Genomic DNA, 25,721 nt, shown 5'->3' on the forward strand with positions numbered 1-25,721 from the left:
TGGAATGTAGAAGCTTCTGCCGCCGCGAGCAAGGACGACACCACAATAAGCGCCAGAAAGAGAACCCCGGCGGAAGTGACGAAAATGGTCGGTCAAGTCACAAGCAGCGGAAGTACCAGCGCGGTGAGTGCACCGCAGAGCCCCATGGCGAGTGCGGAGAAAGCGCCACACAGGGCACTGATTTCCAGCGCCCGCACGGTGCCAATAGCGTGGGCATTGATGCCCAGGGTGAACCCCACTACCCGCTCATCGGTGAGGTTGAGGCGGCGCAACAGGCTTGGCCCCAATACCGCGCCAATGATACCGGTAAACGCGACTACCCCTGCAGCGAGGCTCTGGATGCCGTCGATCTCCTGCGCCAGTGCCAGTGCCACCGGCGCGGTGACGGATTTGGTGCTGAGTGCGATGAGCACCGTCTGGCTAGCCCCGAGCAACAGCGCAATCACCACCGCCACCAGCGGTGCCAGCACGGCACCCACCAGCAGGCCCAGCATCAGCGGCCAGCCTACTTCCCGTATAACCGCGAGGTTCTGCCGCAAGGGTATTGCCAGTGCCACCACAGCCGGTCCCAGGAGCAGATACAGCAGACCACTTCCGCGCTGGTAGCCGGTAAAGTCGACGCCCAGCAGCACCAGTGCCGCGAATATCAGCAGGCTGCCGCCAGCCACCGGGTGCAGCAGTGGGCTGCCCACGCGACGGTACACCTTGAGGCCGATCCAGAAGCCGAGACAATTGAGGGGAAGAACCACCAGGGGGTGGGCGGTGGATAGCGGGGCTGCGAAGTCAGCGAATACCTGGTGAAGCTGGTCCAGCCAGCGCTGCCATTCACTCCACATCCTGCTCTCTCCGCTGCCTGGCGGCAGTGCGCTGGATCAGCCGGTTCAGCACCAGTGCAGTGAGGGTAAAACTGATCAGGGTGCCGAAAAACATGGCGATGGCGAGAGCAGCCCAGTCGCCCCCGGACAGGTCGCGCAGGAAATAGATCCCGACCGTGGCGGGCAGAAAAATCAGAATCAGCAGGCGCAATACCTGCCCGCCGACTTCCGCCAGTCCCCGGGGTACACGGCCGTAGATCATGAGTGCCAGCAACAGCAGAAGCATGCCGAGCACCGGCCCGGGAACCGGCAGGGAGAAGGCGGCGGAGAGGCTGCGACCTGCCAGGTCGAAGGCCAGCAGCAGGCCGGCCCCGAGTAGCCAGCGGGGGAGGTTTCTGAGCGTCGCCATGGTCGGGCAGGATCAGCTTTTGCGGAATGCCTGCCACACGCCGAACACAATCAGGCCGACAAAGCCCACCGCCGCCCAGCCGGGGATGGAAAGACCGAGCAGGGTCCACTTCACTTCGGCGCAGTTGCCGTCGCCGGTGAGCAGGGTGCGGATGACTTCAGACATGGGGAATACATCCACCATGTAGCCGATGCCCGGGCCGCAGGCCGGGACCTGGTCTTCCGGCAGTGTCTGCAGCCACAGCTGGCGGCCAGAAAAATACAGGCCGCCGATGGCCCACAGGGAGACCAGCAGGCCGTAGATACGCCGGCCGATCTGGGTCACGCCGCGGGGGTTGTGCAGGAACGCGATCAGTGAGGTGAGGCCGATACCCAGAAACATCACCCGCTGGGTGATGCACAGTGGGCAGGGTTCGAGCCCCTGGGCGTACTCCAGATAGAATGCGACGCCGAGTACAAAGACGACGGCGAGGAACATGAGCAGGAAGGTGGTGCGCGGGCTTGGCAGAGTCATTTGATTATTTTCCGGGGTATTTCTAAGGGAAACAATTACTGTCCGAGTGATTGTTGCCGGAACAGTTCAGCCTGTTGCGACAAGTCGGTAAACACTCGGTGAAAGTCCTGTTCCAGGGCATCGTTGTCAGCCAGCAGCAATGGCAGCATGTCCGCCAGTGGTTGAGGGCGCCGCAGGCGCAGGCCGACCCGTTCGAGGGTGCGCTGGATGACGTCTACCTCACGGTAGCCGGGCAGCAGTTTAAAGTGCTCGGCGCGCTGAATAAATGCCTGTGCGTTTTCGGGTATCCATTGCTGGCGCTCGCGGAAGTCGGACCAGCATTGCTGGGTGAAGGATTCGAGAGACTGGGGATGCCAGTTTTGCCAGTCTTTGGCGAGCAAGTGGTCGAACCAGATATCGAGGGCGATGCCACCGAGGCGGCGCCACTGGGGCCCCAGCCGGGTAAGCGCGGCGAGGTAGGCCGGGTGGCGGTCGCTCAGCAGGTCGATGCGCCGGTGCAGGCGCATGCCGTCTTCGATGGGCCGTGGGCGCTCTCCCTTGAGTGGGCCCTTGACGAAATCACCCAGCAAACCGCCCAGTTGCCAGTCCGGGTCCGGGCCTGAGAGCAGCAGGTGGGCGAGATAGTTCATGTCGTCGCCTTCGCGTGGGGCAGGTTCAGAGCCCTTTCTGGCAGAAGGTGTACTGGGCGTAGTACTGACCCAGAAAATCCTCAAAGCTTCCCTGGTCGGACGCTTCCACTTCGCTTTGCTTCTGCAGCGAGGCTTTCGCGTGCGCCTCAAACTCGGCCTGTTCCTTTTCGCTCAACGGGCGATCGAGGAAGTACTGGCGATGTTGCTCGGCCTTGTCCTGGGCCCACTGGAAGAAGGTCTGCTGGTGCTCGTGCATTTCCGCCAGCATCTGTGCGGCGGGAGTCGGCGTTCTGCCTTCGATTTTGTCGCGCTGTACGGCAACTGCGCGGGTGTAATCGTGGCTTTGCCAGGCCTGGTCGAGCAGTTCTGCCATGGGTGTGATCTCGTCCAGTAATTCGCCGGCCCAGTCGGTGAGCTTGCGCTCACTTCCGTTGTGGATCAGCTGAACTTCAGGGTCGCGGCCCTGGTAGACGATGCGCGCCTGATTTTGCTGGATTGCACGATAGTCAGCATCGTCGGTCATGGGGCTGTCGCTGAGCAGGCAGTGCAGCAGGAAGGCATCGAGGAAGCGCATCTGCGGAGCTTCGATACCGAGGGGAATGAAGGGGTTGAGGTCGAGGCAGCGCACCTCGATGTATTCGACTCCGCGGGCGTCGAGCGCGGAGAGCGCGGTTTCGCCCATGCCGGCGGGGTTTTTCGGGCGGATCGGCGAGTAGAACTCATTTTCGATCTGCAGCAGGCCGGTGGACAGCTGCTGGTACTCGCCGTTTTCGTCTTTGACGCCGAGCTCGTGATACGGCGGATAGGGTCGGCTGATGGCCGCGCACAGGGTCGACAGATAGCTGGACAGGTCGTTGTAGCAGACGATCAGGGATTTCTGTGCGTCGCTGGTGTAACCCAGGTCGCCCATGCGCAGGGAGGTGGCCTGCGGGGCATAGAGGCTGCGGCCGTCACCGTCGAACGGCTGCAGTTTGTGCTCGCGGTCCTGCACGAAGGTGCCACAGACGGCAGGAGCGGCGCCGAACAGGTAGATCAGCAGCCAGTAGTGGCGGCGGAAGTTGCGGATCAGGTCAAAGTAGCGCCGGGTTTTGAAGTCCTGCAGGGACTCCTGGATCGCGGTTTCGCCGCGGCCTTCCCTGGCCGCTTCTTTGGCCTGCAGCCACTGCCAGAAGGTGTCCGGCAGCGAGAAGTTGTAGTGGATTCCGGCGATGGTCTGCATGGCGCGGCCGTAGCGGAGGCCGAGGCCGAGCCGGTAGATGGTCTTCATGGTGCCGCTGTGGGAGCTGCCGTAGCGGGCCACCGGAATTTCCGGGTCGCGGCCGATGCGGCCCGGCATGCTGTTGACCCACAGGCGCTCGTCACCGATCTGGCTGTAGGTGTAGCGGTGGATCTGGTCGAGCTTTTCCAGTGCCTGTTCGGGAGTGGCCACCGGTGGGGTAATGAACTCCAGCAGGGCTTCGGCAAAGTCGGTGGTGATACTGTCGTGGGTGAGCGCCGAGCCGAGGCCACGGGGGTGGTCGGTCTGCGCGAGTTCACCCTCGGGGGAGACCCGCAGGCCTTCTTTTTCGATGCCTCGGCGAATGCCCTTCAACAGGGTTAACGCTTCCGGCTGGGCCAGGTCGGCCAGGTTAAACGTGGGCACGGGGATCTCCTGTGGGCAGCCGGTCGGCGAGCTGGCCGGGTTGCCGCAAACCGGATGGTTTACGCATCCGGCCTAAATGGGGGCGCGACGCGTCAACTCAAGGGGGCGGTGACAGCACCCCTCGAACCGGTCGGCGCGGTACCGGCCGATCAGGCCTGGGTATTGACGGATTCCGGTGGCTGGTTGGGCTCCACTTCCGGCGTGGTGCCCGGGAATTGCTCCGGGTTCACTTCCGGCTGCGGTTGTGGCGCTACCTCGGGTGCCGGCTCCGGGTCGGCTTCCGGATTGTACTCCGGCGGTGTTTCGCTGGGGGCCGGCTGCGGCAACTCGTCCGGGTCGCCGGTACTCGCTGCGTTTTCCGCGGAAACTTCCTCGCCCGGCAGCGGCTCGTCGCTCAGGGCATCGGCCGGAATCTGGGGGTGCTTTTTGGTGTCGAGCGCGCACTCGAGGAGCTCGATACGCAGGGACACATTGCGCGTGTTGGCTTCGAACATCTGGTTGATCGCGACATCTTTGTACTCGGTGCGGAACAGCTTGGTGTTCTCGCGGCCATCGATCCACTCGTTGCTCTTGCTTAAAAACTGCTGGTGCTGATTGGTCAGCACATAGACATGGCTCATGCGTGGGGACATCTTTGCTCAGACATGAGACGCAGTTTAGCGGTGGCTGGGGGGAGGCTCAAGGATTGTGGGGCATCCCGTTTGTTCGGAAAGCTGTGGCGGCACCGTGACCGGGCACAACCTTGCCAGACACGGGCTAGGCGCCCCGCCCCCCCGTGAACCCATCCTTGGGGGCTCCGCAAAAACATCCTGTTTTTGAAGGTCTGACAAGGTTGCACCCGGTCACGGCGCCTTCGCCGAGAGAAGTGGCGCTTTACCCCACTGAGGTTACAGGGTCTTCAGCGGATAATGCGCCGGATACGGCAGACGCGCCGAACCACTGTCCACCGCGGCGCGGGCCACAGCGGCAGCGACTTCCGGCAGCAGGCGCGGGTCGGTTGGCTTGGGAAGGATGTAGTTGGTGCCAAAGCTCAGCTCGATACCACCGTAACCCGCGCGCACTTCCTCAGGCACTTCCTCGCGGGCGATCTTGCGGATGGCCTCGATGGCGGCGAGTTTCATGTCCTCGTTGATACGGGTGGCGCGCACGTCCAGGGCCCCGCGGAAGATGAACGGGAAACACAGCACATTGTTGACCTGGTTCGGATAGTCCGAGCGGCCGGTGGCCATGATCAGGTCATCGCGGGTGGCGTGGGCCAGTTCTGGCGAAATCTCCGGGTTGGGATTGGAGCAGGCAAATACCACCGGGTTTTTTGCCATGTGCGCGAGCTGCTCGGCCGTGAGCAGGTCCGGGCCGGAGACACCGAGAAATACATCGGCGCCCTCGATGGCGTCGTCGAGGGTGCGCATTTCGGTGTCGCGCGCCCACTCACCCTTATAGGCATTGATATCGCTGCGACCGGAATGGATCACGCCGCGGCTGTCGAGCATGGTGATCTGCTCTTTCTTGGCGCCCGCGGCGAGCAGCAGTTTGCAGCAGGCGGTGGCGGCGGCGCCGGCGCCGAGGCAGACGATGCGCACGTCTTCGATCTGTTTGCCCTGAATCTCCAGCGCGTTGAGCATGCCGGCCACGGTGACGATCGCGGTGCCGTGCTGGTCATCGTGGAATACCGGTACTGAACAGCGCTCGACCAGGGTTTCCTCGATATGGAAACACTCCGGGGCCTTGATGTCCTCGAGGTTGATGCCGCCGAAGGTATTGGCGATGGCCGCGACCGTTTCGATAAAGCGCTCGGGGCTTGGGCAGTCCACTTCGATATCCACCGAATTGATATCCGCAAAGCGTTTGAACAGCAGGGACTTGCCCTCCATCACCGGCTTGGAGGCCAGTGGGCCAAGGTTGCCGAGGCCGAGAATGGCGCTACCGTTGGATATGACCGCCACCAGGTTGCCCTTGCCGGTATACAGGTAGGCGGCTTCAGGGTCCTTGGCGATCTCGCGTACGGGTTCGGCAACGCCGGGGCTGTAGGCGAGGGAAAGGTCTTCCTGGGTGTGTGCGGGGGTTGTCAGCTCCACCGAAAGTTTGCCCGGTGTCGGCAAGGCATGGTAATCGAGCGCTGCCTGGCGCAAGGAGTCGGTCATGGGGGTGTCATCTCTATAGTTTGGAGCGCGGCCAACATTCCCGGGTTGGCTGCAGGGTTACAGCGGATATTTTGATTTTATTGTGGGGCCGATTTGCCGACCTATCCGAGGCGCGAAGAATAACCGAGACGACTGTATGTCCACAAGCTCAAAAACTGACCGCAGGCGTTAATCCCTACTAATTTCGATGGTAAATTCGGAATCTGACGCAATGAACCACCTTTTATGCTTCTTATTCCGGGATGAGTATTTCCCTCCCCGGTCCACCAGCCAGCCTTTCACCACTATTTTGCGCCCTTGCCAGTTGCGCCCGTTTCGGTGGCCATAATCCCGTTTCGGGTCCAGGCGTACCGCCACGGGGCCGTCCAGCTCCAGCCACAGGTAGCGGTTGCGGTCCGTCTTCTGCACGGTACCGGAAAGCAGCACAAAGCCACCGTCGCCGGGGCTTACCTGGTCGGCGGCCAGCACTGGCCACACCCCTGGGGCCCATACACCGAGTCCGCGTTGGTGCGCCTCGTCTTCGCGGCTGGCGAGGCACTCGGCAAGCGTCAGGTTCGGGGCGATGGCGATGTGGAAGGCGAGTCCGGCGGAGAGCAGTGCGGACTCCAGGCTGTCGCCGCGGTGGTTATAGACGTGGGCCAGCACGCGGCCGTGGTTGTCATAGCGGTCTTTGTCGTAGACCAGTTCCAGGTCACCGCCGGCGAGAAAGCGCTCGGTAAACTCCTTTGCCTCTTCTGCCAGCGGCTGGGCGCGGCGCTGGCCGTGGGCCAGCTCGGGCGTATTGACGCCGATCAGCCGCACACGACGGCCATCTTTGAGCCGCAGGGTGTCGCCATCCACGACTTTCTTGAGCGCCACCAGTTCGTCGGCTTCCCCCAGCACGCAGTCGGCGAGCGCGTGAGGCGCAAGCAGGGCGCCAAGCAGCAACAGACAGGCACAAAAAAAGACGCCGAGGGAGGCCCTGGGCGTCTTTTTTGTAAGTAATGGGTTCTTCGCTACCGGAATCACACAAGCCATCCCGATGCGCGGCCCGGTAGTACTTACTTGGAGATGCGGCTGCCGAAACGCTTCTTGAAGCGGTCTACGCGGCCGCCGGTGCTCGCTTCGCGCTGCTTGCCGGTGTAGAACGGGTGGCAGTTGGCGCAAACGTCCAGCTGGATGTCCTTGCCAATGGTGGAACCCATTTTGTAGGAGTTGCCACAGGAGCAAGTTGCGGTAATTTCGGCGTAGTTCGGGTGGATATCGGTCTTCATGATGGCCTCTACTCGATGCCGCCACCCAGTCTTTCGCTGAGCACGGAATCGTCATTGGTTCAGGGGTCTTCACCCCGGGCTGTTTAAAAAGTCGGCGCATACTATCAGATTAGCCTGCCGATTCAAGCGCTAATGCGGCGGGCGGGGCAGTCACGCGCCGCGCCCTGCCATTGGCTGCTCAGCCCCCGGCACCGCTGGCGTCGATCAGCGACTGCAGTGCGGCCATATGCCCCTCGAGGGCCGCCCGCCCAACGGGGGTGAGCTGATACCAGGTGGTTGGCTTGCGCTCCACGAAATCCTTGCGCGCAGCGAGGTAACCCTGCTGCTCCAGCTTGCGCAGCTGTGCCCCCAGGTTGCCATCGGTGGCCTGCAGCTGGGCTTTTAGGCGGGCGAAGGTCACCTCCCCGTGCTTTGCCAGTAGCACACAGGCTCCCAGACGGATACGGTGTTCCAGCAGCGGGTCCAGGGATGCCAGCGCCTTCATTTTTCATCGCCCGCTTTTATTGCCGCGTGGCGGCTGAAGCCGGCCCAGCACAGAGCGAGGCCCACGGTAATGCCGGTGATGGTCCAGATGTGTGGTGGCATCAGCACGATGAGAATGCCGTAAGCGACAAGCATAAGGATGCCGCACCACAGCAGCGGTCGTTCCAGGTGGACCCCCGCGAGACCATAGGCGATACCGGTTACCAGCAGAAAATTGGCGCCACCCATCTCCGGTGCCACGCGGCCCAGCACTAGCGGCAGGAAGCACAGCAGGAAGGCGCCGCCCACCAGGCACCAGTGCAGCCCGTAGCGTCGCGCCAGTTCCGGATTGTTCACCCCTGCGCGGCGGCTCTGACGTGCGCCCAGCCACCAGCTGAACAGCCCGCCGCCAGTACCGACAATGAGCCAGTAGATTCCGGCAAGATGGGGGGCAAAGTCGGGAAGGCTGAAGCCCACCGGGATCAGCAGCGCCCACAGGAAGTACACCGCGGGGATGCCGCCCGCCGTGGCGTCGGCACCTACCGCGCTGCGGATATAGTCCAGGTCACTCTGAATTTTGTTGACGTCGGTCATGATCACGATTTCCTTGTGGATAATTTTTAAAGCGAGCGCGTCGGAGCACCCTCTTAGAGGACTCTAATTTTTAGAGTGTGTTTGCAGAGTACTTTAATTTTTAGAGTTGGCAACAGGTGAATAGGGAAAATGCTCTCAAACGAGGTTTCTGGTGCCAGTTTTTGCGCTTGGCCTTTCTCGTAGCGCCCTGCTGGCGCGATTCTCCCTCTCGGTGGCGCTCCTGCGTGCGGGTGGCCGTTGATGATCGTGGCTGTACCCGGAGGCGTCAGCCGGTAAACTAGCGCGCTTTCGCGCGGTGGAACCCGATCTCGACCGGGTGCGCAGCGAGCGGTCGATATCCAGGCGTATACATAGACGGAGGCAGTTTGACGGGAGTGACGGCAAATACAGGCGTAGCGCGTGTAATTCTGCGACTGGCAGTGCCGGTTCCGTTGCGCCGTCTGTTCGACTATCTCCCCCCCGAGGGGCTCACCGCAGACGACCTGCGCCCCGGGCAACGCTTCTGGGTGTCTTTCGGCAATCGCAATCTGGTCGCCGTGTTGGTGGATGTGGTGGCGGAGTCGCCGCTGGCGGAGCTCAAACCCGCACTGGAGCGTATCGACCGTCAGCCAATTTTTGATGACCGCAGCCGCGGTTTTCTGCAGTGGGCAGCGGACTACTACCAGGCACCGCTCGGCGAGCTGTATGCGGCCGCGTTGCCGGTTGCCCTGCGCAAAGGCAAGCCCGCCGACCACTGGGCAGAGCCGTGGCTGGAACTCACCACCGAGGGCAAGGGGCTGCCGGAGTCCGCGCTGGCGCGGGCAAAAAAACAGCAGTCGCTGCTGCAGCTGCTGCTGGGCAGTGGCCGCCAGAGTCGCACCGCACTCAACGCCCGCGGACTCAACAGCACCGTATGCAAGGCGCTGGTCGAGCGCGGGCTGGCGCGCTGGGTCTCCGGGCCCACAGCGCCACCGCCGATGGAGCTGGTGGAGCCCCGGCCCGCGCCGGCGCTGAATGACGAGCAGCGCGAAGTGATCGAAGCGGTGTCTGCCGAGGGTTTCAGTGCTTCTCTCCTTGAGGGCACCACCGGTAGTGGCAAGACCGAGGTCTACCTGCGCCTGATGGAGCGCGCTCTGCGCGCAGGACGCCAGGCCCTCCTGCTTGTCCCTGAGATCGGCCTCACTCCGCAGACCCTGCGCCGGATCGCCGCGCGCTTTCCCGACTTTCGAATCGCCGCGCTGCACTCCGGCCTCGCCGATGGCGAGCGCGCCCGCGCCTGGCTGTCCGCCGCCAGTGGTGTGGCGGACATCGTTATCGGCACCCGCTCCGCCATCTTTACGCCGCTGCCCCGATTGGGGGTGATATTGATCGACGAGGAGCACGACGGCTCCTTCAAGCAACAGGACGGCGTGCGCTACTCGGCGCGGGACCTGTCCGTGGTGCTGGCAAAAAACGCCGGCGTGCCGGTTTTGCTGGGCTCTGCCACCCCTTCCCTGGAGAGCCTGCACAATGCACTGTCCGGCCGCTACCAGCACCTGCGCCTGCGTCACCGTGCCGGCAACGCGCGCCCACCTGAAATAAGCCTGGTACCCATCCTGCACCAGCAGCTTCAGGAGGGATTTGCCCCGCAGGTACTGCGGCACATCGACCAGACCCTGAAGCGCGGAGAGCAGGCACTGGTATTCATTAACCGCCGCGGCTACTCACCGGCGCTGACCTGTGATGATTGCGGCTGGCTGGCGGATTGCCCCCACTGCTCGGCCAAGCTCACGCTGCATCGTCGCCAGCGCCACCTGCGTTGTCACCACTGCGACTTCCGCATGCGCGAGGTGCACAGTTGCCCGCAGTGTCACAGTCGCAATCTCAACGCCCTCGGCGCCGGCACCGAGCGCAGTGAGGACTTCCTTACCCACACCTTCGGCAATTTCCCGGTGATCCGGGTGGACCGCGATACCACCGCCAGCAAGCAGGCTCTCGATCGTCTGCTGGAGCCAGCGCGCAACGGCGAGCCCTGCCTGCTGCTGGGAACCCAGATGCTGGCCAAGGGCCACCATTTACCCAAAGTCACCCTGGTGGTCATCCAGGATGCCGATGGTGGTCTTTTCAGTGCCGACTTCCGTGCCCCCGAGCGGATGGGGCAGCTGCTGGAGCAAGTGGCTGGCCGCGCCGGTCGCGGTGAACTGCCCGGCCACGTGCTGGTGCAGAGCCGCTACCCAGAGCACCCGTTGCTACAGCTGCTGCTCAACAAAGGTTATGGGGCATTCGCCCGCCAGCTGATGGAAGAACGCAAGATCGCACAGCTGCCACCGATACGCGCCATGGCGCTGGTGCGTGCGGAGTGTGAAGAGCCACGATGGGCAGAAGAATTTCTCGCCAATGCGCGGGACTACCTGCAGGCACTGGCACCGCCCTCGCCGGAACTCCAGTACCTGGGCCCGGTACCGGCACTGCTGGAGCGCAAATCCGGCCGCTTCCGCTTTTATATCCAGATCACTGCGGACAGGCGCGGCCTGCTGCAGAAACTGCTGGCGCAGTTCAGTCAGTGGGCCGAGAGCAGCAAAAACAGAAGGTTGCGCTGGGCGGTCGACATGGACGCGCAGGAATTATCCTAAACACCGCACACAGTCCCCGGCGCAGGGGTTACAATTCCCCGCCTGCAAAATAATCATCAAGTTTCGAGAGAAGTGTCATGGCCCGCCGCAATACCCGCCGCCAGCAATCCACCGGCAAACCCGCCTGGGTCTGGTTTGTGCTCGGCAATTTCGTCGGTGGCTTTGCAGTCTTCGTATTCCTGCTAAATGACCTCAAGATCGAGCAGGGCAAGGTAGCGGCACGGGCCGAGAAACCCGCAGCGCGTGAGCCCGCGCCCACGGAAGCCAAACCGCGCTTTGACTTTTACAAGCTGCTGGAAGAAAACGAAGTAAAAGTGCCCGAGCCGAAGAAGCAGCAGGTGCGGGTACGAGAGGGGGATGACAAGGGTAGTGAGACCGCCGAGCGGGTCGAGCCCAAATCCGATCTGGTCTATATCCTGCAGGCCGCGAGCTTTCGCGATAAGGCCGAAGCCGAGCGTCTGCGGGCCCAGCTCACGCTCGCCAATCTCGACGTAAAAGTGGAATCCGCCACCGACAGCCGCGGCACCTGGCACCGCGTCCTTGTGGGCCCCTACACCAACCGCTCCAAGGTCGCCAAAGCCCGCAGCATCCTCGCCGAGCACCGCTTGATGCCGCTGGTGCTGAAACGCCCGGCCAAAGGATAATCCGGGCAGGCGTCCGGAAGCAGCGCATTCGCACAGCCTGGCATCGCCGACATTTGACGCGGAACTACTCGGTCTCCACCAGTTTCCGCGTAATCCGGTGTGCCACCGGTGCAATCACCGAGATCAGCGGAAACGCAATCACCCAGGCCGCGAGCCCCGCGTGCAGCCAGCGGTTGAAGAAACCCTCGGTGACCCCGGTATTGATGAGCGTCACTACCCCCGACATGATCGTCGACATGAAAAACGACATAAACAACGCAAAAACCAGCGTGTAATACCGGCGCTTGATACGGGCCACAGTGCTCTCCATCGAACCTCGGAAGAAGGCGCGGATTATAGGGCCCGCTCCCGAAACATTGAAATTCCCCATCCTCGACCACACTTAGTGATTCTGAAATCAGAAAGCAGAGGCACACGTGGAACAATATCGCGGCACAACCATTCTCTCCTGCCGACGCAACGGCAAAGTTGTCATCGGCGGTGACGGGCAGGTCTCCATGGGTAACACCATCATGAAAAGCAATGCCCGCAAAGTCCGCCGCCTGTACGACGACAAGGTCATTGCCGGGTTTGCCGGCGGCACCGCCGACGCCTTCACCCTGTTCGAGCGCTTCGAGGCCAAACTCCAGGCCCATAACGGCCAGCTCACCCGCGCCGCCGTCGAACTCGCCAAAGACTGGCGTACCGACCGCGCCCTGCGCCGCCTGGAAGCCCTGCTCGCCGTCGCCGATGAAACCGCCAGCCTGATCGTCACCGGAAACGGCGACGTAATCCAGCCGGAAGACGACCTCATCGCCATCGGCTCCGGCGGCCCCTTCGCCCAGTCGGCAGCCCGCGCGCTGCTGGACAACACTGACATGGATGCGCGCAGCATCGTCGAACAGGGCCTGAAGATTGCCGGTGATATCTGTGTGTATACCAACCACAACAACACGATTGAAGAACTGTCTTACTAATCGCGACCAAGTGACGAAGCACACAACCCAGAATTGAAGGTCGGGTGCCGGGGGAAAGGTTTCGAAACCGTCGGCGACAGGACGTCGCCGCCGGAGCTTACAGGGATGTATTTACAGCGTTTTCGAAACCTTTCCCCCGGTGCTCGGCCGCCACCGGACCCGCTTTAAAACTCGCGGTGGTGGAAAAACCTGAAAGAATCCGAGTATTGCCATGTCCATGACCCCCAGAGAAATCGTCCACGAACTCGACCGCCACATCGTCGGCCAGAACGACGCCAAGCGCGCTGTCGCCATCGCCCTGCGCAACCGCTGGCGCCGGATGCAAGTCAACGAAGAACTGCGCGCGGAAATCACCCCGAAAAACATCCTGATGATCGGCCCCACCGGCGTCGGTAAAACCGAAATCGCCCGTCGCCTCGCCAAGCTTGCCGGCGCCCCCTTTATCAAGGTTGAAGCCACCAAATTCACCGAAGTCGGCTACGTGGGTCGCGATGTGGAATCCATCGTCCGCGACCTCGTCGAAATGGCCATCAAACTCGAACGCGAACGGGCCATGGCCGGGGTTGAACAGCGCGCACAGGACGCCGCCGAAGACCGCGTGCTCGACGCCCTGCTGCCCCCCGCGCGCAATACTGATCCGGCCGAACGGGATTCCAGCACCCGCCAGGTATTCCGCAAAAAACTGCGTGAAGGAGAGCTCGACGACAAAGAGATCGAAATTGACGTCTCCGCGGGCCCCATGGGTGTCGAAATCATGGCGCCTCCGGGCATGGAAGAAATGACCAATCAGCTACAGGGCATGTTCTCCAATATGTCCAAAGGCAAAACCCAGAAGCGCAAGCTCACCGTCAAAAAGGCGCTCAAGCAGCTCACTGACGATGAGGCTGCAAAGCTGATCAATGAGGAAGAAATCAAAACCAAGGCCATTCAGTCTGCGGAACAGAACGGCATTGTGTTTATTGATGAGATCGACAAGGTGGCGAAGCGCCAGGAAAGTGGCGGTGCCGACGTCTCGCGCGAGGGCGTACAGCGCGACCTGCTGCCGCTGATCGAAGGCTGCACCGTGACCACCAAATACGGCATGATCAAAACGGACCACATACTGTTCATTGCCTCAGGTGCCTTCCACCTGTCCAAGCCGTCGGACCTGATTCCGGAGCTGCAGGGCCGCCTGCCGATTCGTGTGGAATTGAGCTCGCTCACCTCCAACGACTTCCAGCGTATTCTTACCGAGCCCAGCGCGTCCCTGACCGAGCAACAGAAAGCACTGATGAGTACAGAAGGCGTGAACCTGGAATTTTCTGACGACGGCATCAAGCGTATCGCGGAAGTGGCTTTTGAAGTGAATGAAACCACCGAGAATATCGGTGCGCGCCGCTTGCACACCGTGCTCGAAAGGCTACTGGAAGAGATTTCCTTTGCCGGTGGCGATGGCACCACCAGTGTCACCATCGACGCCGCCTACGTAAACGAACAGCTCGGGGAACTGAGCAAGAATGAAGACCTCTCCCGGTTTATTCTCTAGGCGCCATTGTCCAGGGAGCCCTGTTGGGCTCCTTTTTGTTTTACGAATTATCCCCCGAGTACAGCCTGCCAATGTCAGCACCCAAAAAGATACGTCTGGATAAGATCGGGAAAGAGCTCGTCCTGCAATATCCGGATTCAGAGTTTTCCCTGCCGGCAGAATACCTGCGCGTCTACTCGCCGAGTGCAGAAGTGCGGGGTCACGGTATTGGTGAGGGCAAACTGGTCAGCGGGAAACTGCATGTGGGCATCGACAGGATTGCCGCCGCGGGTCGTTACGCATTACAGATTTTTTTCGACGATGGTCACGATAGCGGCATTTATACATGGGAATATTTGCGCGAACTGTGTGATCAGAAAGAGCGTAAGTGGGAGGATTATCTCCAGCGACTCGCGCGTGAAGGCCAGGGCAGAGACCCGGATGAGAGCCCGGTAAAGTTTATCGGGTGAGGTTTTAATTCCGGGGCCGCCCTTGCTCGCCCCTTAAAGATGCGCAACGCTTCGTATTTCTTTACTCCTTCATGAAATCGTGAACTGCCTGTAACGCCACTGTCATGTGGCGGCGTTTTTAATGCCCGCCTCGAATCCAGATTAGTCAGGGGCAAATGATATGGCCAAGCAGGTTTATCGCGCGCTGTGTTCGCTAACCGCGGGCATGGCAATGACCTTTTCCACACTGGCGGCCGCCGAGCTGCCGGACTACCAGCAATCCAGTCACTGGTACCGCAGTGGTGAAGCTCTGCTCGAACATAAGATTGCGGAACCGCGGTTACAGAAAACTGCAAAGAATGTGATTCTTTTCGTGGGCGATGGCATGGGTATTTCCACCCTCACCGCAGCGCGGATTCTCGAGGGCCAGCTGCGCGGTGACAATGGCGAAGAAAATCTCCTTTCGTTTGAAGCCTTCCCGCATACCGCTCTGATCAAAACCTACAACACCAATCAGCAGACTCCAGACTCCGCCGGCACCATGACGGCAATGATGACCGGGGTAAAAACCCGCGCTGGCATGATAAATATCGACGGCGACGCATTGCGTGCGGACTGCGCCGGCACCAGCGGCAATGAGCTCAAAACCTTCCTCGAACTGATGGAACAACGTGGGCGCAGCACCGGCATCGTATCCACAGCCCGTGTCACCCACGCAACACCGGCGGCTACCTATGCGCGCTCACCCGAGCGCAACTGGGAATCCGATGACAGTCTCAGCGAAGAAGCGATAGAAAATGGCTGCAAGGATATCGCCGCGCAACTGGTAAGTCTCGCCGCAGGTGATGGCGTGGATGTGATACTCGGTGGCGGCCGCCGACATTTCACGACAACCGATAACGGCGGTAAGCGCACCGACGAGCGAGACCTCATCGGCGAATGGCAGCAGCGCTACGCTGACCAGTCGGCGGCCTATGTGCAGACCGACACCGAACTGGCGGCGACGGATATCGACGGTACCGATAAGCTGCTGGGGCTGTTTACCCGCTCTCACATGAGCTACGAGGCCGACCGCGTCGGGAATGCCAGGGACGAACCGTCCATCATGCAGATGACTGCGAGTGCCATCGACCTGCTTTCAAAAAATGACAATGGCTACTTCCTGATGGTGGAATCCGGCCGTATCGACCATGGCCACCACGCCGGCAGTGCGTATACAGCGCTGCACGACACCATTGCCTTTGCTGAAGCGGTAAAAGCGGCTGTGGCAAGGGTCGACCTGGATGAGACCCTGATCCTTGTCACCGCCGACCATAGCCACGTGATGACCATTGCCGGCTACGCAACCCGTGGTAACCCGATTCTGGGTAAAGTGAAGACCAACGACGGTACCGGCGCACCGACGGGAGAACCGGCACTCGCCGCGGACGATATGCCGTATACCGTATTGAGCTATGCCAACGGACTGGGTTTTGCGGACCTTGGTAACGAAATCGACGCCGATGCCCGTTACAATCTCACCATCAATGCCGGCCGCACGGATCTCAGTGATGTAAACACCGAGGCCCCGGGCTTTCATCAGGAAGCCATGGTGCCCCTGGGCTCGGAATCGCATGCCGGTGAAGACATCAGCCTGCATGCCATTGGCGCGGGCGCGGAGCTGGTCCAGGGCACCCTGGAGCAGAACGCGGTATTTCATTTGATGGTCGGTGCCACCGGGCTGCCGGTCATTGCCGAATAAGTTGGGGGTAACAACATGCAACCGAATCGATTTTCTGTCGCTTTTGCAGCGGCATTCGCCATTACTGTCGCCGCGTGTAGCGACAATAACTCGGGCCCTGCGCCGCAGCAGCCGCAGCCACAGCCGGAACCGGCACCGTCAGGGCTGAGCCTGCCGGAATCCCAGCGCGCCAGCAGCTGGTATCAGAATGGCGAGGCCGCGATCGCCCGTGCCCGCGATGTCGTGATCAATAACGAGCGCGGCGCGGCGAAAAACGTCATCCTGTTTGTCGGCGATGGCATGGGTATTTCCACCGTTACCGCTGCGCGTATTCTTGCCGGTCAGCTGCAGGGAGAGAGCGGTGAGGAGCACCAGCTCAGCTTCGAGAAAATGCCGTTTGCCGGACTGATTAAGACCTATAACACCAACCAGCAGACAGCGGACTCGGCCGGCACTGCCACCGCCATGGTGACCGGGGTGAAAACCAAAGCCGGTGTATTGAGCGTGGATGAAACCGTCGCCCGTGGCGATTGTGCAGCAAGCCTGCAGCGCCCGCTCACCACCGCACTCGAGCTGGCGGAGAGCCTTGGTAAGAGCACCGGGGTTGTCAGTACCGCGCGTATCACCCACGCCACCCCTGCCTCGACCTATTCAAAAGTGCCCGAGCGGGGTTGGGAGTATGCCGCTCCGGAAGGCTGTACGGACATCGCCACCCAGATGGTGGAGCTGGCTGCCGGGGACGGTATTGATGTGGTGATGGGCGGGGGTCGCCGCAGCTTCCTGCCGCAAGAGGTCACCGATCTGGAAGGCAAGGCCGGCAAGCGCATCGACGGTGTAAACCTGGTGGAGGCCTGGCAGTCGCGCTATCAGGATGGCGTCACCAACGCGCTGTATATCGAAGATAAGAACGGGTTTGATGGCATTGATGTGGCCAGTACCGACAAGCTGCTGGGCCTGTTTGAAAGCTCGCATATGCGCTATGAGGCCGACCGCAAAAATGATGTGGCCGGTGAGCCGTCCCTTTCAGAAATGACCGCCAAGGCCATCGAGTTGCTGAGTAAAAACGACCGCGGCTATTTCATGATGGTGGAGTCCGGCCGGATTGATCACGGCCACCACGCGAGTAGCGCTTACAGTGCATTGACCGACGCGGTGGAAATGGCCAATGCGGTACAGGTGGCCATGGACAGCACCAGCGCCGAAGATACCCTGATCATCGTCACTGCGGACCACAGTCACGTGATGACCATTGCCGGTTACCCGACCCGCGGCAACCCGATCCTCGGCAAAGTGGTTACCAATAACAGCCGTGGTGAGCCGGAACCCGGGGTCGCACTGGCGGCAGATGGCATGCCCTACACCACCATCACCTACGCCAATGGCCTGGGCCACGCCCACTACGGTAGCAGTGCCGATGCGGATGACCGCTATGAAGATCCGGTCAGCGCTGGCCGCCAGGACATCAGCGCCAGCGACACCGAGTCGCCCGGCTATCACCAGGAGGCACTGGTGCCGCTCGGCGGCGAAACACATGGCGGTGAAGATGTGGGGATCTGGGCGCGCGGCCCCGGCGCGCACCTGCTGTCCGGTACCAACGAGCAGAGTTTTATTTTTCATGTGATGGCACACGCGGGAGGGCTAATCGATAGATAAAGGGGCGGAAAAGTCTGGACCAAATAAAAAAGCCGCATCCTGGGATGCGGCTTGGAAGCGGGGGCCGAAGCCCCCCAGTTCTTGTTGTTTATCTGACCAAGGTTTTAGAAGGTGTAGTTCACGCCCAGGTAGAAGCTGCGGCCCATGGTGTCGTACATGCCAGAGCCACCACCGGTACCAGTCAGGTACGCGGGCGGAGCCTTGTCTTCGAGGTTGTTTACGCCACCGTAGACCTCAACCTGGTCCTGGTACAGGTAGCTGGTGCGCAGGCTGTTGTAGCGAACTTCACCGGTGAAGCTCGGTGCTGCGCTCTCTGGACGGGAGTTACCAATGTCGTACAGGGCCTGGTCGCCGATATAGCGGTGTCCCCAGTTTACTGACAGGTCGCCGTAGCGGTAGGTCACGTTCATGTTATAGGCATCTTCCGGGTCGCCAATCTCGCCGGCAACCGGGTCGACACTGTCAGGCTCGTTCTGGAAGGAGTAGTCGTCACGCTCCAGCAGGCGGGTGCCCTGCAGGCTCAGTGTCAGGCTGCCCAGCTCAGAGTTGAACAGATCTGCCAGTGCCAGGTCGTAGCGCAGTTCGTAGTCCACGCCGCGGGCGGTGAGTTTGGAGGCGTTCAGGGCAGAGCTGGTCAGTGAGGTCAGGTCGCCATTCGCCGCGCGCTCGATGTTTCCGCAGAAGGCATTGTCAATGGAAGCACCGTCTACACACTTGTCCAGAATGGTCTGGCCGCCGTAGTAGGAGATTGCATCTTCAATTTCAATGTCCCAGTAGTCTACGGTCAGTGTCAGGCCATCGGCGAAGCGCGGAGTGATTACCATACCGTATGTCATGGTAGTTGCGGTTTCTTCCTGTAGGCTGGGGTTACCACCGCTAAAGCCTGGAAGCGTCGGGCCGCCATTCCATGGGGATTCATAGTCCGGGCCCAGGCCCAGTGCCGCACAGTTCGCGCTACGCAGAGCGGGATCCGGTGCACTGCCCACTTCACGGTAGTCACAGGGGTCGTTTACGTTGTAAAAGTTTTCGCCCAGTGGCGCGAACAGTTCGTCGATGTTTGGTGCGCGTACCGCCTGAGAGGTTGTGGCGCGAACACGGACATCGTCGATTACAGACCAATCCAGACCTGCTTTCCAGGCACCAGTGCTCCCTACGGTGGAGTAGTCAGCGGCGCGGTATGCGGTATCAAAAATCAGGCTCTGGATGCCGGGCAGATCGGAAACCAGAGGTGCAGATACTTCCACGAAGGCTTCCGTTACGTCGTACTCTCCATCAGTAGAGGCCAGCGCGTTCATGAAGGTTGCGCCGCTTTTGATGATTTCGTCGTAATCCACGAAGCTGGTTTCTTCGCGATATTCAAAGCCGCCTACTACGGAAAGCGGGCCAGCCGGAAGATCGATCAGATCGCCGGTCACAAAGCCGGATGCCACGGTCTGGGTCATTTTTTCTTCGGAGCCGGTGTCATCCAGCATCACCCAGTCAATGGCTTCCTGGGAATTGAGGCCGAAGCCAAACATGTTCAGCGGCTGACAGCCGTCTGCGCGCGCATCGGCGTCAGCACAGACGATTTCGCCATCGAGCTCAATGGCATCAATTGCTTGTCCGTAACGTTCGTTGTGACGATTGTTCACATAGTAAACATCGGCGTTGTACTCGCCGTATACCAGGCTGGTTTCATAGGTCCAGCTGCCGCCCAGCTCACCCTTCAGGCCGGTAACAAAACGCATGGTCTCGCGCTCGGCGAGGTCACCGCGATAGCCGAGGTCGGAATGCATGCGGTACATGCCAAATGCGGGCACGCCGTCAGCTACCAGGCGATCGGACAGATCCTGGTCCAGGAACGGGTTGGTGGAGGAGTAGCCATCGTAGCTGAAGCTCGCCTGTCCCCAGCTCTCCGCTTCATGGTTTACGTATTTCGCTTCACCGAACAGCTGCATGGAGTCGGAAATATCAAAGTGACCTTTTACGAAAATGTTTGCCGTTTCCATGCGCGGGTACATCTGGTACTGGCCAACAAACGCGTAGCCATCACCACCAGAGCAGCGGCCATTGATGTCGCACACGTCGCCGGGAATAACCGGGCGCGCGGTACCATCGTCATTGAAGGTGTAGTCGCCGTACGGGAGGAAAGCGATACCATTATCACTGATGAACGGAATGCGGTAATCCTCGACCACGATACGGTCGGGCACGCCATTGTCGGGAATGACTGCGCCGGTGTTCGGGTCGATATCGTCTGGGTTTACCAGGGTGCCGTAGCCCTTGGTAATCCAGTCGCGCTCGGTGCCGTAGACATCGCCGCGTGTGGTGTGCTGGACGCTACCGGCGATATTGGCGCGGCCGTCGAACAGGTTTTTACCGAAGGTAACTGAAAGTTCGGTGGTTTCCGCACCACCGCGCTGGGTGTCACTGCCGAAAGCGCTCACTTTCACGCCTTCGAAGTCATCCTTCAGGATGAAGTTAACCACCCCGGATACCGCGTCGGCACCATAAATGGCTGAAGCACCGCCGGTGATTACGTCTACACGTTCAACCAGGTCTTCCGGGATGGTGTTGACGTCCACTGCTGAAGTGCCAACGGAAGAAGAAATGTGACGGCGACCGTCTTGCAGTACCAGGGTACGGGACGTACCCAGGCCACGCAGGTCGAGAAGGTTCAGGCCCACGGTGCCGATATAGCGGCCGGAGTTCTGGCCGGAAAAGGTAGAGCGTAGCGCGGGCATGGTATTGAGGAAATCACCCAGGTTGGTCTCGCCGCTCAGGCTGATGTCTTCAGCGGTCAGCGAGGTCACCGGAGTTGGGCTCACGGCATTCGGGCGTGAGATCCGGGAGCCGGTCACGGTGACCTGCTCTATGGCGCCGTCGTCGATCGCGGAAGCGTCCACCGCTTTGGTGTCCTCTTGTGCGAAGGCAGGCGTAGCACTGACGGCTGCCAAGATGGCGCCGCGGATGGCCAAAGATAGTGCGTTACTCTTCATATTCTTATGTTCCCCCTCAGGGCATTTTCTAGGTCAGAAATCGGCAGTTGGAGTTTTATGCCGTACTTCTGTAACGAATGGGAGGAATGCACCCTCATTAAATAATTAGGTGAAATTAAATATTGCCCATTTGTAGTTGAATGTTTTTTCAGATTGTTCGACAACGGTATGAAAAAGAAAATCATGCTAATTACTCTGGCATGTGGCGCGAGAGTCATCCTGAGATGGTCAGCTTCCACAGGCGTGTGGCAATAAGGCCATGAGTGGCTGATCTGCCCTGACTTAATAAAGGGGGCGTGTACCAAAGTAGTTACACATATCCCATTCCAAGGAGCCCCATGTACAATACCGGCCTGAATTTGGTACAGCAGGCGCAAGATGACGGAACGCAAGACGACCCATTTCGGCTATCAGCAGGTACCGGTAGATGAAAAAGCCGGGCGCGTGGCGGATGTTTTTCACTCAGTGGCGGCCCGCTACGATGTGATGAACGACCTTATGTCCGGCGGCATTCACCGCCTGTGGAAGCGCTTTACCATCGAGTTGTCCGCAGCTCGCCCGGGGCAGACGATTCTGGATATTGCCGGTGGCACCGGCGATCTGACGGCGCGTTTCTCCCGTATCGTGGGGCCGACCGGCAAGGTGGTGCTGGCGGATATCAATGAGTCGATGCTGAAGGTGGGCCGCGATCGCCTGCTGGACCGCGGCATCGCGGGGAATGTGGAGACGGTACAGGCCGATGCCCAGTATCTGCCGTTTCCCGACAATACCTTTGACTGCATTACCATCGCTTTTGGCCTGCGCAATGTGACGGATAAGGATCTGGCGCTGCGCTCCATGCTGCGTGTGCTGAAGCCCGGTGGTCGCCTGCTGGTACTGGAGTTTTCCAAGCCGGAATCAAAGCTGCTGGAGAAGGTCTACGATCAGTATTCCTTCCGCCTGTTACCGTTTATGGGCAAGCTGGTGGCGGACGATGCCGACAGCTACCGCTACCTGGCCGAGAGTATCCGCATGCACCCGGATCAGGAAACGCTCAAGGACATGATGGTTGAGGCCGGTTTTGTGGACTGCGAGTTCCACAACATGACCGGTGGCATCGTGGCCTTGCACAAGGGCATCAAGCCCTAAGTTCTTATCCTTGTCGGTGGCGGTCTCACGAGGGATTGCTGCCGACTGGACCTTCGCATCAGCGTATTTCGCACGGACGAACTCAGAAAATAATGACCGACCCCACCTTCCGCGCAGGCTTCGATGCCACCCTGGAAACTGCCATCAATACTGCCCTGCGCTATGACCCGGGCAGCCGCAATCGCCTGGCCCGTCTGGCGGGTAAGGTATTGGGTGTAGACCTCACCGCACCGGCAATAAACCTGTTCCTGGTCATAGAAGACGAGGCGGATGGAGGCTACATCGAAGTGCACAGCCGCTGGAGCGGTGAAGTGACCACGGAGCTTTCCGGTTCTGCCCTGGCATTTATCCAGTTATTGAAAAACCGCGATGCCACCCCGGCCAAACTGGGCGTGACGGTGCGCGGATCCAGTGCGCTGCTGGCGGAATTGCAGTCAATCCTGCGGGACCTGGATATCGACTGGGAGGAGCCGCTGGCAAAATTGATCGGCGACTCGCCGGCCCACCAGCTGGGTACCGGCGTCCGTATGGCTGCGGGTTGGCTGAAGGATGCCCTGGGCTCGGCGCCGAAGGCCGGTGCGGAAGCCGTCAGCGAGGAGTGGCGGATGACCCCGCCACAGGCGCAGTTCGAGGCGTTTGCGGACGATGTGGCGGCTTTTGCGCAGGGTGTGGATCGGCTGGAGGCGCGCATAGAGATTCTGCGTGGCAAGCTGGAAGGCCGAGACCAGCCCGGCCAGGGGAAGCATTGACGTGCCAGTAGCAAGAAGCCTGACGATTGCGCGGATTTTCCTACGCTATCGCCTGAATGAACTGATCCCCACTGAGCATCAACCGCTGTGGCTGCGCGCTGCCTGGGCGCCGGCGAAGTTGTTGCCGGGCAACAAAAAAAGTAAATCGATGGGGCGTGGCGAGCGACTCAGGCGCGCACTGGAAGACCTGGGACCGATTTATGTGAAGTTCGGTCAGCTGCTTTCGACGCGCCCGGACCTGTTGCCGCCGGATATGGTGCAAGAGCTGAACCAGCTTCAGGACAACGTGCCGCCCTACCCGGCCGACCAGTGCATTGCACGCGTCGAAGCGGCGCTGGGTGCGCCGGTGGACGAGCTGTTTGCGGAGTTCGAGCGCGAGCCGCTGGCGTCCGCTTCCGTGGCGCAGGTGCATGCCGCGCGCCTGAAAGACGAGAGCGGTGCACCCGGCCAGTCGGTTGTGGTAAAGGTGTTGCGGCCAGGGATCGACAAGGTCATCCAGCAGGACCTGCAACTGTTGCGCTATATCGCGCGCTGGATCGAGCGTTATTTGCCGGATGGTCGCCGTATGCGCCCGGTGGAGGTGGTTGAAGATTACCGTCATACCATCGAGGGCGAGCTGGACCTGGTGCGCGAAGCCTCCAATGGCTCGGAGCTCAAGCGCAACTTCGCCAACTCCCCGCTGCTGTATATTCCCGAGGTCTACTGGGACTTCACCCGCGAAAATGTTCTGGTACTGGAGCGCATCGACGGGATACCGGTTACCGACCTGGCCCAGTTACGCGCCCAGAATACCGACATGGAGCTGCTTGCCGAGCGCGGTGTTGAGATCTTCTTCAAGCAGGTGTTCGAACACAACTTTTTCCATGCGGATATGCACCCGGGCAATATCTTTGTGTCCCGCGAGTACCCCGAGCGCCCCAAATATATCGCTATCGATACTGCCATCGTCGGCAGCCTCACCCGCGAGGACCAGTACTATCTGGCGCGCAACCTGCTGGCCATGTTCCGGCGAGATTATCGTATGGTGGCCGAGCTGCATGTTCAGAGTGGCTGGGTGCGCCGGGATACCCCCGTCAATGCATTTGAAGCCGCCATCCGCGCGGTGTGTGAGCCTATTTTCGAGAAGCCCCTGGGGGAGATTTCCTTTGCGCGCGTGCTGATCAGCCTGTTCCAGACGGCGCGGCGCTTCGATATGGAAGTACAGCCGCAGCTGGTGCTGCTGCAGAAAACCCTGCTCAATATCGAGGGCTTGGGGCGTCAGCTTTATCCGCAACTGGATCTGTGGAAGACTGCCCATCCATTTCTGGAGCGGTGGATGCGTGAGCGTATCCATCCCAAAACCATCGTCGGTGAAATCCGGCGATACGGCCCGGAGTGGCTGGAAAAATTTCCACAATTGCCCCAGCTGGCATTTTCGGCCCTTGAGCAGGGGCGCGAATTGGCACCCCAATTGCACCGCCTCGGTGACGAGCTGGCCGGCAGCCAGCGCCGCGGGCGCCGCCGCTATGCGCGCATCATCGCCAGCGCCCTGCTGGCTGTGGGGGCAGCCTTTGTGGCCTCGCCGGGGCTGGTGGCACAGATTCCTCCCGCGAGCTGGGCCCTGGGCGCGCTGGCGCTGGGGGTGCTGCTGTGGCCCTGAGCGCTGAAAAGCGCTAGTTGATGAGACGGGAATGGCAACAGGGGAAGCCCGCCAGTCAGCCTACAATAACGAAAGCAGTAAGGACGCACACCTTGAGCGACACCGATTTCACCCAAGCGGTCAGCTGGAACAGCGACGGGCTGGTGCCCGCCATCGCGCAGGATTTCAAAACCGGCCGCGTGCTGATGATGGCGTGGATGAGCCGGGAGTCCCTGCGCCTGACGGAAAAGGAAGGCCGCGCCGTCTACTGGTCACGTTCCCGTGACAAATTGTGGCGCAAGGGCGAGTCATCGGGGCACGTACAGCAGGTGCGGGAAATCCGCCTCGACTGCGACGGCGATACCCTGGTGCTGGTGGTGGAGCAGCTGGGAGGCATCGCCTGTCACACCGGCCGCACCAGCTGCTTTTATCAGGTGCTGGAAAACGGCCAGTGGCAGATCCGGCAGCCGGTGATCACCGACCCGAAAGATATCTATGCCAAAGCCGATGGCGCCGAGACAAAAAAGAACGCGGAGAAATAGGCCACCGCCATGAGTAATATGTTGATACAACTGGACCGGGTGCTGCGGTTGCGTATGCAGCAGGGCGATGCGGAGTCCTCCTATGTCGCCAGTCTGCACCACAAGGGCCTGAACAAGATTCTGGAAAAAGTCGGCGAAGAGGCCACCGAGCTGGTCCTCGCCGCCAAGGATGCCGAAGGCAAGGGCCGGGAAAGTGACGAGCATAAAGCGCTGATCAGTGAAACCGCGGACCTGTGGTTCCACTCGCTGGTGATGCTCGCACACCTGGGTGCTGACTCCCGCGCGGTACTGGATGAGCTGGGTCGCCGCTTCGGACTGTCCGGCCTCGAGGAAAAAGCCGCGCGCAATCAGGACTGATTTTTACTGCCCGGCCCCGATATATTCCGGCGCCGGCTAACCACGAAATTTAACGTTTTATTCAGGAGTATTTCTTATGGGTATTAGCTGGCAACAATTACTGATCCTGCTGGTCATCGTGTTATTGATCTTTGGTACCAAGCGCCTGCGCAACCTCGGCGGAGACCTCGGCGGCGCCATAAAGGGTTTTAAAAAGGCCATGAAGGACGAAGGCAAGAAAGACGGTGAGGATGACGGCGAGGACAAAGACCCGGAGTTGCTGACCAAGGATGAAAGCACCAAGCCGCAACAGAAAACGTCCAGCGAAGAAAAGCAGTCTCAGGATAAATAACCTGATGATGGCCATCGTCCGCAACTCATAGAGCGAAGCGCAC

At 60.6% G+C, this 25,721-nt stretch carries 26 protein-coding genes; 13 read left to right on the forward strand and 13 right to left on the reverse strand.

The window, feature by feature from the left end; all coding sequences use genetic code 11:
* Positions 1-92: 92 nt before the first annotated feature.
* The 11 genes from GTQ55_RS00650 to GTQ55_RS00700 form a co-directional block, all read right to left on the reverse strand.
* Positions 93-836, reverse strand: a complete 744-nt coding sequence (locus GTQ55_RS00650) for an LrgB family protein (RefSeq protein ID WP_161856970.1) — start codon at positions 834-836, stop codon at positions 93-95.
* Positions 826-1,224, reverse strand: a complete 399-nt coding sequence (locus tag GTQ55_RS00655; RefSeq protein ID WP_161856971.1) for a CidA/LrgA family protein — start codon at positions 1,222-1,224, stop codon at positions 826-828. The genes GTQ55_RS00650 and GTQ55_RS00655 overlap by 11 nt, the downstream gene beginning before the upstream one ends.
* Positions 1,225-1,236: 12 nt before the next feature.
* A complete protein-coding gene (locus GTQ55_RS00660; protein WP_161856972.1) occupies positions 1,237-1,737 on the reverse strand; it encodes a disulfide bond formation protein B in 501 nt (166 codons plus the stop codon).
* A gap of 35 nt (positions 1,738-1,772) precedes the next feature.
* A complete protein-coding gene (locus tag GTQ55_RS00665) occupies positions 1,773-2,366 on the reverse strand; it encodes an acyl carrier protein phosphodiesterase (RefSeq protein ID WP_161856973.1) in 594 nt (197 codons plus the stop codon).
* A 25-nt stretch (positions 2,367-2,391) separates the two neighbouring features.
* The gene (gene gshA, locus GTQ55_RS00670; RefSeq protein WP_161856974.1) at positions 2,392-4,008 is read right to left on the reverse strand and encodes a glutamate--cysteine ligase; all 1,617 of its coding nucleotides are present in this window, start codon (positions 4,006-4,008) and stop codon (positions 2,392-2,394) included.
* A 149-nt stretch (positions 4,009-4,157) separates the two neighbouring features.
* Positions 4,158-4,628 carry a hypothetical protein gene (locus tag GTQ55_RS00675; protein WP_161856975.1) on the reverse strand — a complete coding sequence of 157 codons (471 nt, stop codon included), beginning with the start codon at positions 4,626-4,628 and terminating at the stop codon, positions 4,158-4,160.
* A gap of 267 nt (positions 4,629-4,895) precedes the next feature.
* Positions 4,896-6,149 (reverse strand): malic enzyme-like NAD(P)-binding protein, encoded by a 1,254-nt coding sequence (locus tag GTQ55_RS00680; RefSeq protein ID WP_161856976.1) that lies wholly within the window; start codon positions 6,147-6,149, stop codon positions 4,896-4,898.
* Positions 6,150-6,317: 168 nt separating this feature from the next.
* Complete coding sequence (locus GTQ55_RS00685) at positions 6,318-7,157, reverse strand: thermonuclease family protein (protein WP_161856977.1); 840 nt, start codon at positions 7,155-7,157, stop codon at positions 6,318-6,320.
* Between the two features lie 32 nt (positions 7,158-7,189).
* A complete protein-coding gene (gene rpmE / locus GTQ55_RS00690) occupies positions 7,190-7,402 on the reverse strand; it encodes a 50S ribosomal protein L31 (RefSeq protein ID WP_161856978.1) in 213 nt (70 codons plus the stop codon).
* Between the two features lie 178 nt (positions 7,403-7,580).
* Complete coding sequence (locus GTQ55_RS00695; RefSeq protein ID WP_161856979.1) at positions 7,581-7,886, reverse strand: winged helix-turn-helix domain-containing protein; 306 nt, start codon at positions 7,884-7,886, stop codon at positions 7,581-7,583.
* Positions 7,883-8,458 (reverse strand): hypothetical protein, encoded by a 576-nt coding sequence (locus tag GTQ55_RS00700; RefSeq protein ID WP_161856980.1) that lies wholly within the window; start codon positions 8,456-8,458, stop codon positions 7,883-7,885. The genes GTQ55_RS00695 and GTQ55_RS00700 overlap by 4 nt, the downstream gene beginning before the upstream one ends.
* A 374-nt stretch (positions 8,459-8,832) precedes the next feature.
* Between GTQ55_RS00700 and GTQ55_RS00705 the strand changes: the two genes are divergently transcribed.
* Positions 8,833-11,049 carry a primosomal protein N' gene (locus GTQ55_RS00705; RefSeq protein ID WP_161856981.1) on the forward strand — a complete coding sequence of 739 codons (2,217 nt, stop codon included), beginning with the start codon at positions 8,833-8,835 and terminating at the stop codon, positions 11,047-11,049.
* A 77-nt stretch (positions 11,050-11,126) separates the two neighbouring features.
* Positions 11,127-11,693 carry an SPOR domain-containing protein gene (locus GTQ55_RS00710; RefSeq protein ID WP_161856982.1) on the forward strand — a complete coding sequence of 189 codons (567 nt, stop codon included), beginning with the start codon at positions 11,127-11,129 and terminating at the stop codon, positions 11,691-11,693.
* A gap of 64 nt (positions 11,694-11,757) precedes the next feature.
* On the opposite strand, the gene GTQ55_RS00715 is transcribed toward GTQ55_RS00710, so the two are convergent.
* Positions 11,758-11,991, reverse strand: coding sequence for a DUF2798 domain-containing protein (locus GTQ55_RS00715; protein WP_202620650.1), 234 nt, complete (start codon positions 11,989-11,991; stop codon positions 11,758-11,760).
* A 118-nt stretch (positions 11,992-12,109) separates the two neighbouring features.
* On the opposite strand from GTQ55_RS00715, the gene hslV reads away from it, so the two are divergent.
* From hslV to GTQ55_RS00740, 5 genes are all read left to right on the forward strand, one after another.
* Complete coding sequence (gene hslV / locus GTQ55_RS00720) at positions 12,110-12,649, forward strand: ATP-dependent protease subunit HslV (protein WP_161856984.1); 540 nt, start codon at positions 12,110-12,112, stop codon at positions 12,647-12,649.
* 211 nt (positions 12,650-12,860) lie between these two features.
* A complete protein-coding gene (hslU, locus tag GTQ55_RS00725) occupies positions 12,861-14,174 on the forward strand; it encodes an ATP-dependent protease ATPase subunit HslU (RefSeq protein WP_161856985.1) in 1,314 nt (437 codons plus the stop codon).
* 71 nt (positions 14,175-14,245) lie between these two features.
* The gene (locus GTQ55_RS00730) at positions 14,246-14,623 is read left to right on the forward strand and encodes a gamma-butyrobetaine hydroxylase family protein (protein ID WP_161856986.1); all 378 of its coding nucleotides are present in this window, start codon (positions 14,246-14,248) and stop codon (positions 14,621-14,623) included.
* Between the two features lie 160 nt (positions 14,624-14,783).
* Positions 14,784-16,343, forward strand: coding sequence for an alkaline phosphatase (locus tag GTQ55_RS00735; protein ID WP_161856987.1), 1,560 nt, complete (start codon positions 14,784-14,786; stop codon positions 16,341-16,343).
* Positions 16,344-16,358: 15 nt separating this feature from the next.
* Positions 16,359-17,975, forward strand: a complete 1,617-nt coding sequence (locus tag GTQ55_RS00740) for an alkaline phosphatase (RefSeq protein WP_161856988.1) — start codon at positions 16,359-16,361, stop codon at positions 17,973-17,975.
* A 104-nt stretch (positions 17,976-18,079) separates the two neighbouring features.
* Here GTQ55_RS00740 and GTQ55_RS00745 read toward each other — a convergent pair whose 3' ends face one another.
* Positions 18,080-20,953, reverse strand: coding sequence for a TonB-dependent receptor plug domain-containing protein (locus tag GTQ55_RS00745; protein WP_161856989.1), 2,874 nt, complete (start codon positions 20,951-20,953; stop codon positions 18,080-18,082).
* A 378-nt stretch (positions 20,954-21,331) separates the two neighbouring features.
* Between GTQ55_RS00745 and ubiE the strand changes: the two genes are divergently transcribed.
* The 6 genes from ubiE (at position 21,332) to tatA (ending at position 25,678) form a co-directional block, all read left to right on the forward strand.
* Complete coding sequence (gene ubiE / locus GTQ55_RS00750; protein ID WP_161856990.1) at positions 21,332-22,081, forward strand: bifunctional demethylmenaquinone methyltransferase/2-methoxy-6-polyprenyl-1,4-benzoquinol methylase UbiE; 750 nt, start codon at positions 21,332-21,334, stop codon at positions 22,079-22,081.
* A gap of 92 nt (positions 22,082-22,173) precedes the next feature.
* Positions 22,174-22,830 (forward strand): ubiquinone biosynthesis accessory factor UbiJ, encoded by a 657-nt coding sequence (locus GTQ55_RS00755; RefSeq protein WP_161856991.1) that lies wholly within the window; start codon positions 22,174-22,176, stop codon positions 22,828-22,830.
* A 1-nt stretch (position 22,831) separates the two neighbouring features.
* A complete protein-coding gene (gene ubiB / locus GTQ55_RS00760) occupies positions 22,832-24,469 on the forward strand; it encodes a ubiquinone biosynthesis regulatory protein kinase UbiB (protein ID WP_161856992.1) in 1,638 nt (545 codons plus the stop codon).
* Between the two features lie 92 nt (positions 24,470-24,561).
* Positions 24,562-24,990 (forward strand): phosphoribosyl-AMP cyclohydrolase, encoded by a 429-nt coding sequence (gene hisI / locus GTQ55_RS00765; protein ID WP_161856993.1) that lies wholly within the window; start codon positions 24,562-24,564, stop codon positions 24,988-24,990.
* A gap of 9 nt (positions 24,991-24,999) precedes the next feature.
* A complete protein-coding gene (locus GTQ55_RS00770; protein WP_161856994.1) occupies positions 25,000-25,347 on the forward strand; it encodes a phosphoribosyl-ATP diphosphatase in 348 nt (115 codons plus the stop codon).
* Between the two features lie 76 nt (positions 25,348-25,423).
* Entirely contained in the window at positions 25,424-25,678 is a 255-nt protein-coding gene (gene tatA / locus GTQ55_RS00775) for a twin-arginine translocase TatA/TatE family subunit (protein WP_161856995.1), read from the forward strand.
* Positions 25,679-25,721: the final 43 nt, after the last annotated feature.

Origin of the sequence: Microbulbifer hydrolyticus, assembly GCF_009931115.1 — a bacterium.
GTDB classification, from domain to species: domain Bacteria; phylum Pseudomonadota; class Gammaproteobacteria; order Pseudomonadales; family Cellvibrionaceae; genus Microbulbifer; species Microbulbifer hydrolyticus.